Below are 17,422 nucleotides of genomic sequence, written 5' to 3'. Positions count from 1 at the left end.
ATATTAACAAACGTAATTATTTAAAACAATTATTTCGAAGGTTTTATATCTATTTTTAAATAACATATGTAAGAACCATAAGTCTTAACTTTTATCATTTTTGAGGTTGTCGTTCACATAAGTTCGCTACTACCTATGCAGTTCTCTTATGAACTTCTTACACTTTCATGTAAGCACAGACTATATCTTATCCTTCGGCATTATCCGTTAAGGTCTACCCACTTCCACTACCGATAGCTTGTAGTGTACTTCCCTCAAGAGGAATAGTCGTTGAAGTTTCTCCTATTCGGAGTTTACCTGCTGATTGCCCATTTTAAAGTACTTAGGGTTTAACCTTATACCATCTAACCAATTTTTTCTACTTTCGTAACTTTCACACTTAGGTTTATTTCATCCTTATGTTTTAGTTTGGTTAGCTTTAGGGGTTTCCAGCAATTCAAGTAGTATTGGATAGGTTATATCCTATCTCTACATATAAGTTTCCCTATATGCTGACTATTTTAGCTACTAACTCATGACTAAAGTCACGAGTGTGCGTAGCTATTTTTTAATCAAAATAGTAGTAGTTTCTATCACTGTCATCTATTGGAGTAGAGATACCTATATATCTTATTGTCTCTTCATATATTCCTCTAATTCCTCCAAGACCCCCAGAGCCTCCTTTTCCTCCAGAACCGCCTTTTCCTGCCATACCATGATGTCCATCTTTTGTACTTATAGCATCTTTTAGTACAGATGCTTTTCCAAGGAGATAAATCTGTCCAGATTTGCTTCCAAGACCTGCATTTCCACCATTACCTCCTGTACCTCCAGTTCCACCTGGTTTTCCTTTTTCTGCTTTTACCACAAAATATTTTGTCTTGTTTTCCTTAGCAAATTCTTTCGACTCTTTTTTAGAACCTATCTTTGCATTTGCTCCAATTTCTCCAGTTATTCCTGTCTCTCCAATTTTTCCATCCTGTCCATTTCCACCTAATCCACCATCAGTATAGAGTTTAAGCTCTCCTTGTTTTTCTATCTCTTTAAAAGATAATAAAATATCTCCTGAAGTTCCTGCATTATTACCATTTCTTCCATTCATTACATTATAAATAGTGTCTTCTCCAATCAATTTTTCTGCATCTTTACCAGATACGTTAATTGAATAAGAACCTTTTGGTATACATAATTTTTCTACCATCAATACAATATTTTTACCTGAAAAAACTTCTTTCTCCATATTACAATCAATTTTCAACTCACACTCTCCATACATATGTATAGAAGATAAAATATTAAGTTGATAACCAGATATTATTTCAGTTAAATCCGATAAGCTCACTTTAGGTATAGGTATATATATAGAAAGTATCTTTTCTTTCTCATATGATTTTATATATGTACAACTTCTAATTTTCTCTCTTCTATATTCTGCATCTTCGAGCCTTTTAGCCTCTTCTTTCTTATTTTCTTCTTCTACTATCCAGTTTCTAAGACCCCTTAACGTATCTTCTAATGTATTCTTCAGTAATGATTTTAATAACTCACTTAGACCAACAATATGAGTTTCACTACAGTAACTATTTAGCTCTAAAAGAAGGCGTATTTCTTCTAATACATTCACTTTTTGTAATCCATCACCATATGAAAGTTCTTGTACAAATTCCATAAGCTCCTTGATACTGCTTGTTTTACTACATAAATTTTCATAAATTTGTTTCAACTGAACTTCTTTATCTTTTAGATTTTTTATAGAAGGTAAGATGGAAATAGACTCTTCTATACCTTTTTTGACACTTTGTATATAAGGAACTAAAAGCTTTTCTATTTCCTTATATGTTATATCAACAGCTTTTTGTATTTCTATTTTACAAGAAGCTGTAAGCATCAAGCCCATATCTGTTTTTTCAAAAGTTCCAGGGAGATTTTTCATTTCATCTAATAAACCTTTTGGATTTTTATCCAGAGGATTACATAGTTTAATAGATACAGTATCTGATAATACTACATTTAATAGGTATACTAGTTCCTTGTAACCTTCATAATCTTTCTCTTGACTATCTAGGTCTTCTTTTACTTTTTTTAATATAGCCCTTATTTTCTCTTCTGTTACTGTATTGATGAGTAACTTAGGTATTTTATTGATAAGGAAGAAAAAATTTTCTTTATACTTTTCATAATCACCAAGCATATCTTTCAAGTTTTTACCGGTTTCTATTAATAATGTATGTCTAGAATCCATTAGAGATTGATAGTCTAAAATAACTACCATTCCTTTCACCTTTGAAGACGTAGTGATAGTTTCTCTTACCAGCATTGCACCTGCAATCATATACTCTGGTCCACGGTTATCAAAAAATCCCGGACAATCACATAATGAAAAGTCTCTATTTGTAACATCTACAACTTCTGGGCATAATGTCTTAGAGTATACACCATTTCCAATTTCAACAGCTGACTCTTTTGCAGTGATATATACTTGTCCAGTTTCTTCATCTGTTATTTCTTCCATTTCACAACCTTTTAAGTAATTGATACAAGTACTCTTTCCAACACCTGAAGCACCTAAAAATAATAAAATTGACTTTTCTTTTAAATTGTAGTTTCTAAGTTCGTCCCTTCCATCTTCCAAAAGGTTTACGATTCCATTATAAAGTTTATCTGCCATATATACATCCCTTTCTATATTTCAGAACAATAGCTTTGATATTTTTCTTTAATAAAATTCTCTTCTACTTTTGAAACAGCTGTTGATGACTTAGTATTTGGAGTATTAAATCCTCCATTTTCTCCTCTGTCTCCATATTCAGCGTATTCTCTTGATGGACCTGTTTTTCCTTCGCTCCAATTTCCACCATAAAGTTCTACACGATAATAAAATACTTTCTCTGTCTTATAATCCCAGCTTGTAAAATATCCTGTATAGTATAAAGTCTTATCTATACCACTTGCAGAGAATGAAAGTGTATTATATCCATGATGACCACCTTTTCCTCCATATCCACCTAGACCTGGTCTACCATTTGGACCTACTTCTCCATCTCTCACTGTTATATCACAATGATTAATTATTCTATTTTTTTGTTCTTCTGAGTCTGCAATGAAGTAAATATTACCTTTCTTACCAGCATTTCCACCTCTTCCAGCATTTCCACCAGCTCCACCTTTGTCACCTTTTTTACCTTTTGTTCCTTCTGCAAAGTATCCTTTAAATATTTGTCCAGCGAAATAACTTGTATATCCTGCATCAGCTCCATTTGCTCCATTTGCTCCAGTTTCACCATATTTCCCATCTGTTCCTTTAGAGCCATTTCCTCCATTTGCAATTAGTGTTAAGCGATAATTTCTAATTTCTTTCTTAACACATAGGTAAATGTTACCTGCATCTCTACCATCTTTACCATTTTGTCCATAAATAGAATTATCTAAAATTTCTCCATCTTTTCCACTTACATTAATCTTTACATTACTACTTACATCAAGATTATTACAAGCAAGAATAATATTTTTTTCTGATGCAAATCCCATTCCAAGGTTATCATCCATATAAATAGTTTCTTTAGCAAAGAACATAAATGTAGAAGTATTGTCATCTACTTTTCTATTTTTGAAATATTCCAATACACTACTAATTACTAAGTTTGGAATTAATGCTCTTATTTCAACACTCTTCTTATCATTAATATTGATTGTTTTTACTATAAATGGATTTAAAATGTATTTACTTACAAATTCCCTAACTATTTCGTTTCCTTCTTCTCCATATGTATTTAATCTTGTTATACTATCTCCTAATTTTTCACTCTGTATAGTTGTAACATTCATCAAAATTTCTTTAAAATCATTTATACTATATATATAATCCTTTTTATTTGCAACTTCCATTAATTTTTCTCTATTTTTTAATGTAAATATCTGTTTTTGTACTTCATAAGAAACTAAAACTTCTTCTAGGTTCTTTCTTATTATAGTAAAGTTTTGTTCCATTATCTTTTTACTTACTTTTTCTATAATAAATTCCATATGTACAGAAGGTAATAAAATTTCGCCAGTTCCATTTTCTGTATATTTACTTAAAGCATCAATTATATCTAAATTTCCCTTTATCTTATTTTGTAATTTCATACAAGTATCTTGCAAGAATAATCCACTTTCTTTAGACAGTACATTAATAAATTTGTCTATAGTAAGACTTGCTGTACTTTCTAACCAGTTTTTAAATACTCCTACGACTTTATCGTATTTTGATATTTCTTGAATCATTGTTATTCTTTCAATAACCTTGATAAAGTCTTGTGTATATGACTTAACATACTCTTCTAAACTGGATACGATACTACTTTGAATATCTTTTATTAACGTGTCTAAAACTAATCTTGCATCTGCACTAATTGGATATTGGAATGCCGATGTCTTATCTTTAACTTCATCTAGTTCTAGCACTTGTTTTAATAAACTTTCCCTATCATCAGACGCAAGTGGCTTACAAAGGTGAATATTTTTTCCATTATCTTTTAGCAATTCCTCAAATAACCATGCTTTTTCATCTATGTTACTTTCTAAATTTTCACATAACTGTTCATATTTTTTCTTGATAATATTATATAATTGTTTTTCTGTTCTTCCTAAGAAGCTTTTTGAAACGAAAAAGGTTATACTTCCCTTAAAATTATCTCTATGAAGACACATATTTAACTGTTGGAATAAATCCAGCACTTTTGTAAGTCTAGAATCTAATATGTCTGCTTCTGGTATTAATACAACTACTGCACATATAGATGCAGAATTTTTAAATACTTCTCCTAACGAAACTGCTGCACTAATATCATGGGCTACCCCTCTATTATCACTAAATCCTGCCGTATCACATAATTTTGCATCCATTCCTTCGACTGATTTTCTCATATCTACAATGTTTGGATACAAAGTTTGTGAAACAGCTCCTGAACCAATCTCTGCTACAGGGTCTAAACATTCAATGTAGGATATACCAGTATCTTCATCTTCTACTTCTATCATTTTACATCCTGCAAGATAGTTAATTGCAGTACTTTTTCCACAACCTGTACCACCAAGAATTAGAATTAAATTTTGATTTTGAGCCTTATCTATTGCTACTTTTCCTTCATTTAATAAGACTGTGATTTCTTCTAATAGTTGCTTGTTATTTTCTGGCATTTATTTTCCCCCTTGATTATAGATTTTTATTTAAATAAAATTTATACTATTTAAGGTTATTTTCTACTTTTTACTTTTTTATTTGATAAGTGCCTTCCTTCTGTTTAGTAAAATAACTGTGTTGCAGAGTATAATTTTTACCAACACAGTTATTTTACTTAATACATTTATTTTATTATATTTTCTAAATACTATCTTTCCATGGTTATTACATTTATAGCCTTTTTTCTTTTTATTATAGCTATATTTCTATAAAAAATTTGGACATTACACCACTACTGGCTTAAACATTACACTACCATGATTGTACTGTCTATCTTCAACTACAATAAAAACAGGTTCTAAATTTTTAGTAGATGTTATTTTTAATTCTAAAAAAATATTATTAGTTGGTAGTATTTCTACATCATAATTATTTAAATTATTATTTGTGATACTGTTAAATACATCACCTTGACGTTCAAAGAAAACATTATCAACTATTACAAAATAGACATCTTCTTTTTTACTGTTTTCAACCTCTATAGTATTTTGTTTTGTTATATTTAATCTCATATTCCAGCTCCTATTAATATTATTTAATTATATTAATACTTGTAATTGTTGCATCATGTTCATCACAAGGAAGTGGCTTGAAAACAACTATCTCTGCTAAATAATCATGTGGAGGATTTGTAACTGAAGTAGCATTGCAAATAAATTTGAAATTTGTTCCTGCTACAACTTGAGTAGCAACAATAAGTGCTTCATAATCAACACCTTTTAACATTCCTACAGCTTCATTAAATACTTTTAAATCTTCTTCTTCGACAGCCCTAAATTTTGACCATCCACCAACAAAAAGACTCATATAAAAACCTCCTTTATATATATATTTATTTATATAATAGTACCAATTTTCTTAATATTCAACATATTTTGTGTAACTGGTCAATAAAAATGCATAACTGGATAAATAGTCCATTAGAACAATATTTTAAAACAATCTTCTATAATTTAAGATAATATCATACAGAAAATTAGTCATTCTATTAAGATAAAACATAAAAAATACCTTATAGAGTAAGCATCTATCAACTTACTTTATAAGGTAAAATATAATAATCCATTCTTTTCCCAATCAATATCAAATTTAGGTAAAAGAAATTATTTTTTATAGCTCTTTAACATTTACCACTACTGCCTTAGGTCTAGTCATAGCCTCAATTGAATACTTAACACCTTGAGTTCCCATACCAGATGCCTTTACACCCAAGAATGGGAAATGGTCTGGTCCTCTTTCAGTCTTATTATTTATTTGAACAGTTCCAACCTCAAGTTTATCAGCAATATAAAACGCCTTATCAATATCACTTGTAAATACTGACGACTGAAGCCCATACTCTGACTGATTAGCAATTTCAATTGCTTGATTCATATCTTCAACTCTTATAATTGGAAGTACTGGACCAAAAGGCTCTTCCCAAGCAATCTTCATATCAACATTTACATTGTCTAATAATGTTGGATAGAATAAATTATTTTTTCTAACATTACCTGTTATTAATTTTGCCCCTTTATGTAGTGCATCATCAACTAAACCTTGAACAAAATCAGTTGCTTTATTATCTATAAGAGGTGTAATAACTACTTCATCCATTGGATTTCCAATTGTTAACTTCTCTACTAATGGCTTTATTTTTTCCACTAGTTTATCAGCTACACTCTCTTGTACTAAGATTCTCTTTACTGCTGTACATCTTTGACCTGAATATGAATAAGCTCCAGACACTATATTCTTAGCTGCAAAATCTAAATCCGCATCTTCTAATACTATAGCTGCATCTTTTCCACCAAGCTCCAATAATAATGGTACCATTCCAGATATTTTAGATATATGTTGACCAACTTCAGTACTACCAGTAAAGTTAATAAAATTAATGCCTTTATGGGTTACCACATAATCGCCTATCTCACTACCCCTACCTGTAATAGTATTAAGTACCCCATCTGGTATTCCAGCTTTTCTCATAATTTCTACTACATGAAGTGCACTAATAGCTCCTTGTGTGGCAGGTTTTAATACAACAGCATTTCCACCAATAAGTGCTGGTGCAATCTTTGACATTGACAGATTCACAGGATAATTAAAAGGAGATATTGCTAAAACAGTACCTAATGGAACTCTTGAAACATAAGACATCTTATTTCTTGTTCCACCAGGGAAATTATCACCACTAATAGCTTCACCTTCCATATTTTTTCCTACATCAGCTGTGTATCTTAAAAAATCTGCTGTTCTTTCGACTTCTGCTCTTGCAGATTTTATATCTTTGGCTATTTCAAGTACCAATATATTAGCTATTTCTTCCATATTTTCTAACAATAAATCAGCAGCTTTATGGAATATATTCGCCCTCTTATATACAGGCATTTCAGCCCATACTTTTATACTCTCTTTTGTATTTTTAATAACTTCATCTACTTCATGTTTTGTCATAGATTGTACTTTACCAACAAGAGAATTATCTATTGGTGAGTAAATTTCTATTGGTTTTCTTGAATTAGATTCTATCCATTTTCCATTTATTAAATTTTTATATACATTTTCTTTTGTTCTAAGTTCATTAAACATATTTTTATTCCTCTCTATGATATAACTTTGTGTATTTAAATTATAGCCATTTATTCTTTATATAAACATTTCTTTTTTTCATAAACGTTTACCTTGAAAAATTTTTTCATAATCCATGTTTTTTGTACTTTAAATAGCTTTATATTTTAAATAGATTTTTAATTTAAATATCTATTTTTTAATATATCTTTAATATGTCTTTGTAATTTAAGTACTTATTTTAATGTATTTTATTTTAATGTATTTTTATTTTAATGCATTTTTATTTTAAATAATTCTCTCATTATTTCACCCTTACTTTTCTTACAAGATATGATTACACATATCATAATGTCAACAATAATAGAACAGATTATATAATTAAAAGAACACTATTCTGTTAATCATTGACCCTAATCTGTATCTATGATATAATCCAAACAGAACACTATTCTGTTTAAAACTCAGAATAAAAACAGACTGTCACAAGTCTTATTCAACAGATTTTGGAGGTAAAAAATATGCGTAATGTAATCTATTACTTTACTGGAACAGGAAATAGTATGCGAGCTGCTCAAGTAATCGCACAAGAACTTAATGATACAGAGATTATCTCAATGAGAACATCACCATCTGATTATTCAAAATTAGTTGTTGAACGAATAGGGTTTGTTTTTCCTGTGTACCATTGGACTATACCAGAAACTGTAATTCAGTTTATAAAAAATTTAGACTTATCCCCTGATGCCTACATATTCGCAATCTCTATGCCTGCTTTTGTTAACGGAAAAAGCATGGAAGAATTAGCATTGTTACTCAAAGAAAAAGGGTGTAATTTATCTTATGGAAATAAAGTGTATAGTGTTGCAAACTATGTAGCCATGTATCCACCATTTCCTAACCCTAAAAAACGTGTTCCTAAAACGGAAGAACAGCTTAGAATTATCTCAAAAGAAATATCACAAAAAGAAATAAGAAACTACCCAAAACCTAATTTTTTAGTAAATACACTTTTTCATAAAATAATGGACCGTTACATAAATAATTGTCCCTCTAATGATAAATATTTCAAGGTTTGGGATGATTGTATTTCTTGTGGATTATGTGTTAAGGTATGCCCTTGCAAAAATATAATAATGCAAAATGGTAAACCAACATTTCAACATCAATGTAATCAGTGTATGGCTTGCATTTCCTTTTGTCCAAAAGAATCCATTAATTTCCCTTATTTCACTAGAAAACGCAAAAAATATCACAATCCTTACATTAACTCAAATGATATAGTATCAAATCGAAAACATTATAAATAAGGTTAAAAATCTGAAAAAATAAGATGCTTAAAAATTTTTCGCTATACTATCTCAAATGTAAATAAGAAAATCTTATCACTGTAAAACAATTAAATTTGCCAGTTATCAAATACTCAGATACAAATACATAAAGCCAATAACCTATAAGTAACATTCATTATGTCTATTGGCTCTTTTCATATAATAGCTTCCATATGAGATACAGATTGTATCAAAAACGTTGCTTATTGCCAGAGTCAAGCTTGACAAATTTATAAATGAAGAATAATATATATCTATGACTTAAAATATTTTTTAAGTCATATATACCACAATTTATAGAGAGGATTGATAAATATGGCTAAAAGCTTTACAGAAATAGAAAAAAATAATATTAGAAAAAGACTAATTTCAGAATGTGAAATTAACTGGTCTAAATATGGATACAAAAAAACTAACATTGACGACCTTTGTTCAAAATCAGGGATTGCAAAAGGCTCTTTCTATACATTCTTTGATTCAAAAGAAAAATTGTTTTTTGAAGTACTAAATGGAATTCAAAACAAGCTTATATCATCAGTAGATGAAATCTTAAGTAACATGCCTCAAAAAGAAGGTTTTGCAAAATCTTTAAAGATGTTATATCGCTTATATGATAAAAATCCATTTTTATATTCGCCAAATAATGCTGATTACATCACCTTATTAAATAAGCTACCTAAGGAGATGCTTTCACAACTTGAATATAACAATGTGCAAAGTTTTTACAACTTAATTGAAAGATACAATCTCAAGTTAAAAATAGAGAAAGAAAAAGCATTTGGCGTTTGCAATGCCCTACTATCAAGTCTATTACTAAAAGAAGATATTGGATATGACTATATTGAAGTATTTGATTTTATGGTAGACAATCTTGTAGCACACATACTTGAGTAATAATTTAAGATAAATTTTTTAAATATTTCTTTATAACTAGGAGCGTTAATATGATTGAATTAATACAAAAACTAAACGATATCATTTACAAAATAAATGATAAACTGAATATCCACACAAAACTCGTAGACCCTAGCAGTGAGCTTATGCCCTTTTACTCTATTTTATCTATAATAGTTTCTATACTTTTAATAATATTAGGAGTTAAAATAAGAAAAAATTTCCTTATAGTAATTGCTGTCATAGCAATCATTATAAATGTTTTGATAATCTTAGATAGGTAGGTATATATATGGTAAAATCATTAAATACTTTTAATAAAAATTTTAACTTGATGGTATTGGGTCAGATAATCTCATTATTTGGTGCATCAATACTCAAGTTTGCTTTATCTCTCTACATACTTGATACGACTGGTAAAGCAGAAATATTCGCTACAATACTCGCAGTATCTTCAATTCCAATTATAGTATTCTCTCCTATTGGTGGGGCTATTGCAGATATATTCAACAAAAGAAATTTAATGGTTATTTTTGATTTTTCAAGTAGTATCGCAGTACTAATCTTAGCTTTCTTTTTATTTAATGATAATGGTTCAATACTACTTGTAGGAATTATTATGACCATACTTTCAGTTATAAGCACAATGTATCAACCAACAGTTCAGTCAAGTACACCTATTTTAGTTGATAATGAACATTTAATAAATGCAAATGGTATCGTAGCTGGAGTTGCCTCTCTTACAAACATAGCAGGACCAGTACTTGGAGGTGTCTTATATGGTATACTTGGTATTAATGCAATTGTAGTTATCAGTTGTATAAGTTTCTTTCTATCTGCAATTATGGAGATATTTATACAGATTCCTTTTGTTAAACAAGAGCAAACTGGTAACATTATAAAAACTATATTTATTGATATAAAAGATGGTATTGTACATATATGTAAAGAAAATAGGTTTACATTAAAAATACTTTTTTTAGCTATGGCAATAAATCTATTTTTAAGCTCTATGCTAATCGTAGGTATCCCTTACATAGTAAAAATAACTATGGGAGCCAATAATTTTCTATATGGTCTAGCAGAAGGAGCAATCTCTTTTAGTTCGTTAATAGCTGCTGTGAGTATTGGTATTTTCTCAAAACATCTGAAAATAACTAATTTACATATTTGTTTCACCATATGTGCACTTATATTTATACCAATGGCATTTTCAGTCTATCCATTTATATTAAATACAGGATTTCCAGTTCCATTTTTAATCTTTATTGTATCCTCTATGCTAATATTTTTTACAACAACTCTTATCTCAATATATGCTATAACAATCATACAATTAAAAACTCCAAATGAACTGCTAGGAAAAGTGATGTCTATTCTTTTTGCAGGGACATCACTCGCAATGCCTCTTGGTCAGATTATATATGGTAAACTTTTCGATTTATTATCAGATAAAGTGTACGTTATTATAATAGGAGTCGGATTTATTACATTACTTGTAGCATTTGTATCAAAGGTAACATTAAAGAATGAAAAACTCTAGATACAAAGAATTTTGACATAAAAATTTAATTTTCACTAATTTCTGAATTTAGATACAAAATTGTGTATCAGTGTGTTGACGTATTGGAAATTGATTGATATAATCAATGGAAAACAAACTTTATAAAAATTCAAAATATTCAGCTAGAGGAGTGATAAAAATGAGTTACATGCCAAATATAGAACAAGCATGGGAAATATTAAAAAAATACAATAAGGAAGAATTTCATATAAGACACGCTCAAATTGTATCTGGAGTTATGAGATACTATGCAAAAGAATACGACCCTGAGAGAGTAGAATTTTGGGAAGTAGTTGGACTTTTACACGATTTAGATTTTGAAATGTATCCTGATGAACATTGTGTTAAACAAAGAGAATTAATGACAGAGCTTGATTTAGATAAGTCTATAATTGATTCTACTATAAGTCATGGATATGGATTGACTGGCTCAGATGTTAAACCAGAGCAGTTTATGGAAAAGGTATTGTTTGCTGTAGATGAACTTACTGGTTTAATTGGTGCAGCTGCAATAATGCGTCCTTCAAAGAGTGTTTCTGATTTAGAATTAAAATCTGTTAAAAAGAAATTTAAAGATAAATCATTTGCTGCTGGCTGTTCTAGAGATGTTATAAGAAGCGGTGCAGAAATGCTCGGCTGGGAACTTGATAAACTTATCCAAACAACTATAGAAGCTATGAGAAGCTTAATCCCAGAAATGACGATATAGCATCTTGTACATAGATATTTAGTATAACAAAACTTAATTAAATAAATACCTAAAAATATATTAAATATAAATTTTTATATGTTCCTTTTAATAAAATAGAGTACTCATAATACATGGAGTACTCTATTTATAATATATAGGTATAAATATTTATGTACTTAAAATTACTCTAAATCTTTTTAAATCTCTTTAAATCCTTTGGTGCTTCTGGCTGACAATTATACCATGTACAAGTAGTATTTGCAGATAAATAAAGTGTAATAACTGATAAAAATCCTAAACATTTCATCATAAGTAATGTGTATTTTTTCATTTTTTAAATCCCCCTATTTTTAAGTTTTGCTAAAATCAACATAATATTTGACCAAAACATTGCAAATGATATATACAATGAATAATCTATCATATTAGTAAATTTTACACTAATAATTATAGTAACTAGTAATATAGTTACTATTAACTTTGATATTTTGCTGTATACTTCTTTCTCCTTTAGATTTAAAGGATTATTTCTATGTTCTATTGGAGACAAAATAAATATACCTATATAATTAAAGATTGAAGCTAATAGTATAACTATTTTAATATATTCTATGTGAATCATTATATTAGAAAATATTATTGTAGATAAAAACATACATAAAAACATCAATGTACAACTTCTATGATTTGATGCATGATATCCTCCTGCAAACTGTCTAAGAAAACAATAAGAAACTAAAAAAAAGATTGTATGTATAAGCTTATTAAAAATAAATCCAATAATTAATACTAAAGAAAAATTTATAAAAGATGCAATCATCACTTCAAAACCATATGAATATACACTAAATTCACTATCTTCAATCAAGTTATTATTTTTTAAAATATAAGCCATTTTTTCTGAGTAATCCTTAATCATTACTTCATCACCTAATTCTTTATATTTATAATTAACATTATCTTAATATTAATTAAATATTTATATATACTCGTTACACTACACAATTTTCTTTGTTTACATGTCTAATTGGCATAGTAATTTTAACAATAAATCTTTTATCATCATATTCAATAACTACAGTACCATTGTATTTATCTACAGCATTTCTAATACTTTTTATACCAAGACCATGTTGAAATTTATCTTCTTTATCGGTTATAAAACTATTATTTTTAACAACTACATTATTAACTTTTGTATTTTCAGCCCTTATAAAATAAAAAGAATTTTTTACATCTCCTTTAAGTGTTATTTCTTTAGTTCCAACTTTAATTTTACTGCATGCTTCTATAGCATTATCAAGTATGTTTGAAAATATATGACATATGTCTACCGAATCAACAAAATCACAATGCGAAAAATTTATATTTGTATTAAATTCTATGTTATTTCTAGCACAAAGTTCTTTTTTGTCACTTAATATAGCATCTAATATAATATTTCCTGTATTAAAAGTAATATTATTATCCTGAATTTCTAACTGTAAATTATCTAAATATAAACTTACATCAATATCTCTATCAATCATAGCTTTAATGCATAAAATATGATTTTTCATATCATGACTTAACAATCTGGTTTTCAAACATTTTTTCTCCATATTCTCATAGTATGTATTTTGCATCTCTCCGATTTTTTTAATCATATTATTTTCTAAGATAAGCTTACTATCTCTTTGTAGCTTTATAGTAATTAATATCAGTGATATATTAGATAAAAAAAGTATTGCTGATACAATTAAAATCTCATAACTATGAATCAAAGTTGCAGTTAATGGGTTAAATACATATTTAAAGATTACAAAGAAAGAAACTATATTAGCTATCATTGGTATAATTGTATATATTAAAGTCGTTTTACTTATTTCTACATCTGACTTTTGTTTAAATATCTTATATACAAACAAAACTAAAATTAAAAGTATCTTTCCTAAAGAAACTGATTCAATTCTATATATACCTTCAGTTAGTAGTTTAGACATATCATCAATTGAATTCATCCATATAGTTAGAGTCATACTTAAAGCATCTATTCCTATTAATAATAGCCAATACATTAGAGATATTAAAATAGATTTTACAAATTTAACTTCATATAATAATTTATAAAATGTAATTGTTATAACTAAAGATATTATTATTCTTAAATCTGGAAGGATATTAAAAAAATAAAGAATATTAGCAAAGGCAACTATTATTAACATACAAAGATTTATTTTATATCCACAAAACTTTTGTTCACTAGTGTAATCTAATATTTTTTTACACGCAAACCACTCTATCATAAAAGATACTGCAATAAAAACATTCCAAAAAAGACTCGAATTAGCCATAATACCTCTCCTATTATATTAATTCTTACAAAATATTTTTTTATACAACATATTACAATTATTATACTATTTACTACAACTGTAGTAAATAGTATATGAAAATTATGTCAAATAAATCTAATTTACATTAAAATTTTTGTTCTTTTTTCTTATTTATACTTTCAATACTTTTTCTTTATGTTTTTAATATTTTTATTTAATATATATTTTATCTAGTAAATCATAAAATTTAATTCAAAATTACAATAAAATATTTTTTCTCGTGATATACCTTGACAGGCGAGGTATATCAAAGTATTATATATTTAATCGGAGGTGATGTTCATGACAATCGCATCTGACATGATAAGAGGTCATACAGAAACAATTATCTTAAAGCATTTACTTGAAAAAGACAGTTATGGTTATGAGATTAATAAATCTATACTTGAAAAGACCAATGGATTGTATGAGTTAAAAGAAGCTACTCTGTATACAGCATTTCGTAGACTTGAGCAATCTGGTGCAATAACCTCTTATTGGGGAGATGAAGCTACTGGAGCTAGAAGAAAATATTATTCTATAACAAGTATAGGCAGAGAAAAGTATATAAAAAGCCGTGAAGAATGGGATAATACAAAAGCATTAATAGACATATTAATTTAGGAGGTGAAAATATGTTAGATAAAATACGTACTTATATTAATAATAGCTTTACAGGAATTAATGAAACAAAAAAAGTCAAAGAACTTAAAGATGAATTATTTGAAAATCTAAAAGAAAAATACAATGACCAAATACAATGTGGTAAAACAGAACAAGAAGCATATAATTCAGTAATCTCAGGAATTGGCGATTTATCTGAGTTAATTGAAAGTGTTAAAGAACCATATTTTATACCTCCTGAATTAATTGAGGAAAAAAAGAAAAGAGCCTTGAGAGCATCAATAGCAATTGCCATTTTTATAATAAGCCCTTTCCTATTTGTAGTCTCAATTGTAAGCTTTGGCATGGAACCAACTCTAGCTATTCTTTTAATGCTTATATTGATAGCAATTGGTGTAGGGTTACTAGTCTATAATCAAATGACAAAACCAAACTATGTTCTATACAATGATACTTCAACAAAAGAATTCAAAGAATTTAAGACAAATTATGATGATATAAATCCAGCTTACAAATCATTTATAAGTGCATATTGGATTATAATAGTTGCTATATATCTAATTACAAGTATGCTATTTGATATTTGGTCTTTTTCGTGGATACTCTTCATAATAGGTTCTGCTGGTGTTGAGATTATTAAAGGGATAATACAACTAAGTGAATCAAAGGAGGATGATAAGCATGAATAAAAAACTCATAAAGACAAAGATTTTCATATGGAGTATTATTGCAATATCACTTTCTATCATATTTGTCCTTCTTCTTTTTGGAAGTATAGTTTCACATTCTTTTAATTTTTCTTTTAGGAACTTAAATTCGGAATATAACTATGATAAGTATATAGTAACTAAAAGTGAAAGTTTTTCAGATAAAATAACTGATATTGATGTAGACTGGATTTCAGGCGAAGTTAGAATTAAGAAAAGTGATTCTAATAAAATCAAACTAATTCAAAAAACTCCTTCTAATTTTTCAAAGAAAAAACTTGCAAAAATAAAGGTTGATGGAAATTCGCTTTCTATAGATGATAATTCAGCTAAAAAATTCTTTATAGGGATTAATCTTCCAAAACCAACAATACTTGAACTATATTTGCCTAATAAGCTTTATGATAAAATATCGTTATCTACTGCCTCAGCAGATATATATAGTACTTACATAAAAGGTAATGTAATGGAAGCTAGTACGGTTTCAGGCGTAATAGAGCTTTCTGGTAATATTAATAAAGTAAACTTAGATACAACTAGTGGTGATATTGATATAGCAAAACTAGATAGTAAAGATGCTAAATTTTCATCAACATCTGGTAAAATACAACTTTCTGGTAAAATTGATAGTTTAAATTTAGATACAACTAGTGGTGATATAAATTTAAAAGATATAAATAATAAAAGTCTTATCTGTAGTACAGTTTCTGGACAAATGAATGTATCTGGAACGCTTTCTGATATTGAAGCAGAAACAACTTCAGGTGATGCAAAAATTACATCTAACAAAATGTTGTCTTCTCTAAATTTCGAGACTACTTCTGCAGATGTTGATTTATCTATCCCTGATAATCCAGGCTTCACTTTAAATCTTGATAAGCTTTCTGGTTCCTTAGATAGTGATTTCGAATTGAATCATCATGATGATTTATACACTTATAAAAATGGGACTACAAATTTATATGTAAGTACTACAAGTGGAGATTTGACTATTATAAAGAATAAGAATTAGATAAAATGATTATTACAACCAAAATACTTCTATTATTACAAAAACACTTTTATTATTAAAATCAAAACACTTCTATGGTAGATTTATTATTTATTGATAAATCTAATACTCATAGAAGTGTTTTAATATAATAATTTTTTGTTTCCTCATTTATTTTCACTAGTAAACGTCTTACTTGTAATCTCCAATACAGTATTCAAAATCATTTCTTTCATTCATTGTCACTAGTAAACGTCTTCCCTATAATACTCTACTAAGTCCAATCTATTTACATATAATCTCAACATATCCTTTACATGCATCTATTCTCAAATAATCAGCAGTTTTAATTAAACCTATTTTATACAACTTTAAATTAACACTTATAGGTATATTAATTAAACCTATTTTATACAACTTTAAATTAACCTTTATAGATATATTATTTAAGCATCTTTTATACATCATTAAATCAACATACATATAAATATTAATTTAGCCTACAACAAAAAAATT

16 protein-coding genes are annotated in these 17,422 nt (G+C 28.0%); 8 read left to right on the top strand and 8 right to left on the bottom strand.

The window, feature by feature from the left end; translation table 11 throughout:
- Positions 1 to 547 precede the first annotated feature (547 nt).
- The 5 genes from ACTG45_RS03240 to ACTG45_RS03220 form a co-directional block, all read right to left on the bottom strand.
- Positions 548 to 2,647: a hypothetical protein gene (locus tag ACTG45_RS03240; RefSeq protein ID WP_479919805.1), complete on the bottom strand. Its 2,100-nt coding sequence runs from the start codon at positions 2,645 to 2,647 to the stop codon at positions 548 to 550.
- A gap of 14 nt (positions 2,648 to 2,661) precedes the next feature.
- Positions 2,662 to 5,157, bottom strand: a complete 2,496-nt coding sequence (locus tag ACTG45_RS03235) for an ATP-binding protein (RefSeq protein ID WP_479919804.1) — start codon at positions 5,155 to 5,157, stop codon at positions 2,662 to 2,664.
- A 267-nt stretch (positions 5,158 to 5,424) separates the two neighbouring features.
- A complete protein-coding gene (locus ACTG45_RS03230) occupies positions 5,425 to 5,712 on the bottom strand; it encodes a hypothetical protein (protein ID WP_021383218.1) in 288 nt (95 codons plus the stop codon).
- 19 nt (positions 5,713 to 5,731) lie between these two features.
- On the bottom strand, positions 5,732 to 6,007 hold the full coding sequence (locus ACTG45_RS03225; RefSeq protein WP_479919803.1) for a hypothetical protein: 276 nt from the start codon (positions 6,005 to 6,007) through the stop codon (positions 5,732 to 5,734).
- A 303-nt stretch (positions 6,008 to 6,310) separates the two neighbouring features.
- Entirely contained in the window at positions 6,311 to 7,771 is a 1,461-nt protein-coding gene (locus ACTG45_RS03220; RefSeq protein ID WP_021383207.1) for an NADP-dependent glyceraldehyde-3-phosphate dehydrogenase, read from the bottom strand.
- A 500-nt stretch (positions 7,772 to 8,271) separates the two neighbouring features.
- Here ACTG45_RS03220 and ACTG45_RS03215 point away from each other — a divergent pair, with 500 nt between their 5' ends.
- From ACTG45_RS03215 to ACTG45_RS03195, 5 genes are all read left to right on the top strand, one after another.
- On the top strand, positions 8,272 to 9,060 hold the full coding sequence (locus ACTG45_RS03215) for an EFR1 family ferrodoxin (RefSeq protein ID WP_479919802.1): 789 nt from the start codon (positions 8,272 to 8,274) through the stop codon (positions 9,058 to 9,060).
- A gap of 336 nt (positions 9,061 to 9,396) precedes the next feature.
- Positions 9,397 to 9,975: a TetR/AcrR family transcriptional regulator gene (locus ACTG45_RS03210; protein ID WP_479919801.1), complete on the top strand. Its 579-nt coding sequence runs from the start codon at positions 9,397 to 9,399 to the stop codon at positions 9,973 to 9,975.
- A 50-nt stretch (positions 9,976 to 10,025) separates the two neighbouring features.
- Positions 10,026 to 10,259: a hypothetical protein gene (locus ACTG45_RS03205; protein WP_044212613.1), complete on the top strand. Its 234-nt coding sequence runs from the start codon at positions 10,026 to 10,028 to the stop codon at positions 10,257 to 10,259.
- 8 nt (positions 10,260 to 10,267) lie between these two features.
- Positions 10,268 to 11,518 (top strand): MFS transporter, encoded by a 1,251-nt coding sequence (locus ACTG45_RS03200; protein WP_479919800.1) that lies wholly within the window; start codon positions 10,268 to 10,270, stop codon positions 11,516 to 11,518.
- 160 nt (positions 11,519 to 11,678) lie between these two features.
- The gene (locus ACTG45_RS03195) at positions 11,679 to 12,248 is read left to right on the top strand and encodes a hydrolase (protein ID WP_479919799.1); all 570 of its coding nucleotides are present in this window, start codon (positions 11,679 to 11,681) and stop codon (positions 12,246 to 12,248) included.
- Between the two features lie 169 nt (positions 12,249 to 12,417).
- Here ACTG45_RS03195 and ACTG45_RS03190 read toward each other — a convergent pair whose 3' ends face one another.
- The 3 genes from ACTG45_RS03190 to ACTG45_RS03180 all read right to left on the bottom strand — a co-directional run bounded on the left by ACTG45_RS03190 (position 12,418) and on the right by ACTG45_RS03180 (position 14,563).
- Positions 12,418 to 12,561 (bottom strand): cyclic lactone autoinducer peptide, encoded by a 144-nt coding sequence (locus ACTG45_RS03190; RefSeq protein WP_479918108.1) that lies wholly within the window; start codon positions 12,559 to 12,561, stop codon positions 12,418 to 12,420.
- 3 nt (positions 12,562 to 12,564) lie between these two features.
- Positions 12,565 to 13,149: an accessory gene regulator ArgB-like protein gene (locus ACTG45_RS03185; RefSeq protein ID WP_479918107.1), complete on the bottom strand. Its 585-nt coding sequence runs from the start codon at positions 13,147 to 13,149 to the stop codon at positions 12,565 to 12,567.
- A 73-nt stretch (positions 13,150 to 13,222) separates the two neighbouring features.
- Positions 13,223 to 14,563 (bottom strand): GHKL domain-containing protein, encoded by a 1,341-nt coding sequence (locus tag ACTG45_RS03180; protein WP_479918106.1) that lies wholly within the window; start codon positions 14,561 to 14,563, stop codon positions 13,223 to 13,225.
- A 324-nt stretch (positions 14,564 to 14,887) separates the two neighbouring features.
- Between ACTG45_RS03180 and ACTG45_RS03175 the strand changes: the two genes are divergently transcribed.
- From ACTG45_RS03175 to ACTG45_RS03165, 3 genes are read left to right on the top strand one after another with little or no spacing between them, the layout of a single operon-like run.
- Entirely contained in the window at positions 14,888 to 15,208 is a 321-nt protein-coding gene (locus ACTG45_RS03175) for a PadR family transcriptional regulator (protein WP_021383225.1), read from the top strand.
- Positions 15,209 to 15,219: 11 nt separating this feature from the next.
- On the top strand, positions 15,220 to 15,897 hold the full coding sequence (locus ACTG45_RS03170) for a permease prefix domain 1-containing protein (protein WP_479919798.1): 678 nt from the start codon (positions 15,220 to 15,222) through the stop codon (positions 15,895 to 15,897).
- A complete protein-coding gene (locus tag ACTG45_RS03165; protein ID WP_479919797.1) occupies positions 15,890 to 16,927 on the top strand; it encodes a DUF4097 family beta strand repeat-containing protein in 1,038 nt (345 codons plus the stop codon). Before ACTG45_RS03170 ends, ACTG45_RS03165 begins: the two co-directional genes overlap by 8 nt.
- The last annotated feature ends 495 nt before the right edge of the window (positions 16,928 to 17,422 follow it).

The organism is Clostridioides sp. LIBA-7602 (assembly GCF_056688945.1).
Note: the sequence above shows the minus strand (reverse complement) of the source record. Positions and strands in the feature narration are given on the sequence as shown.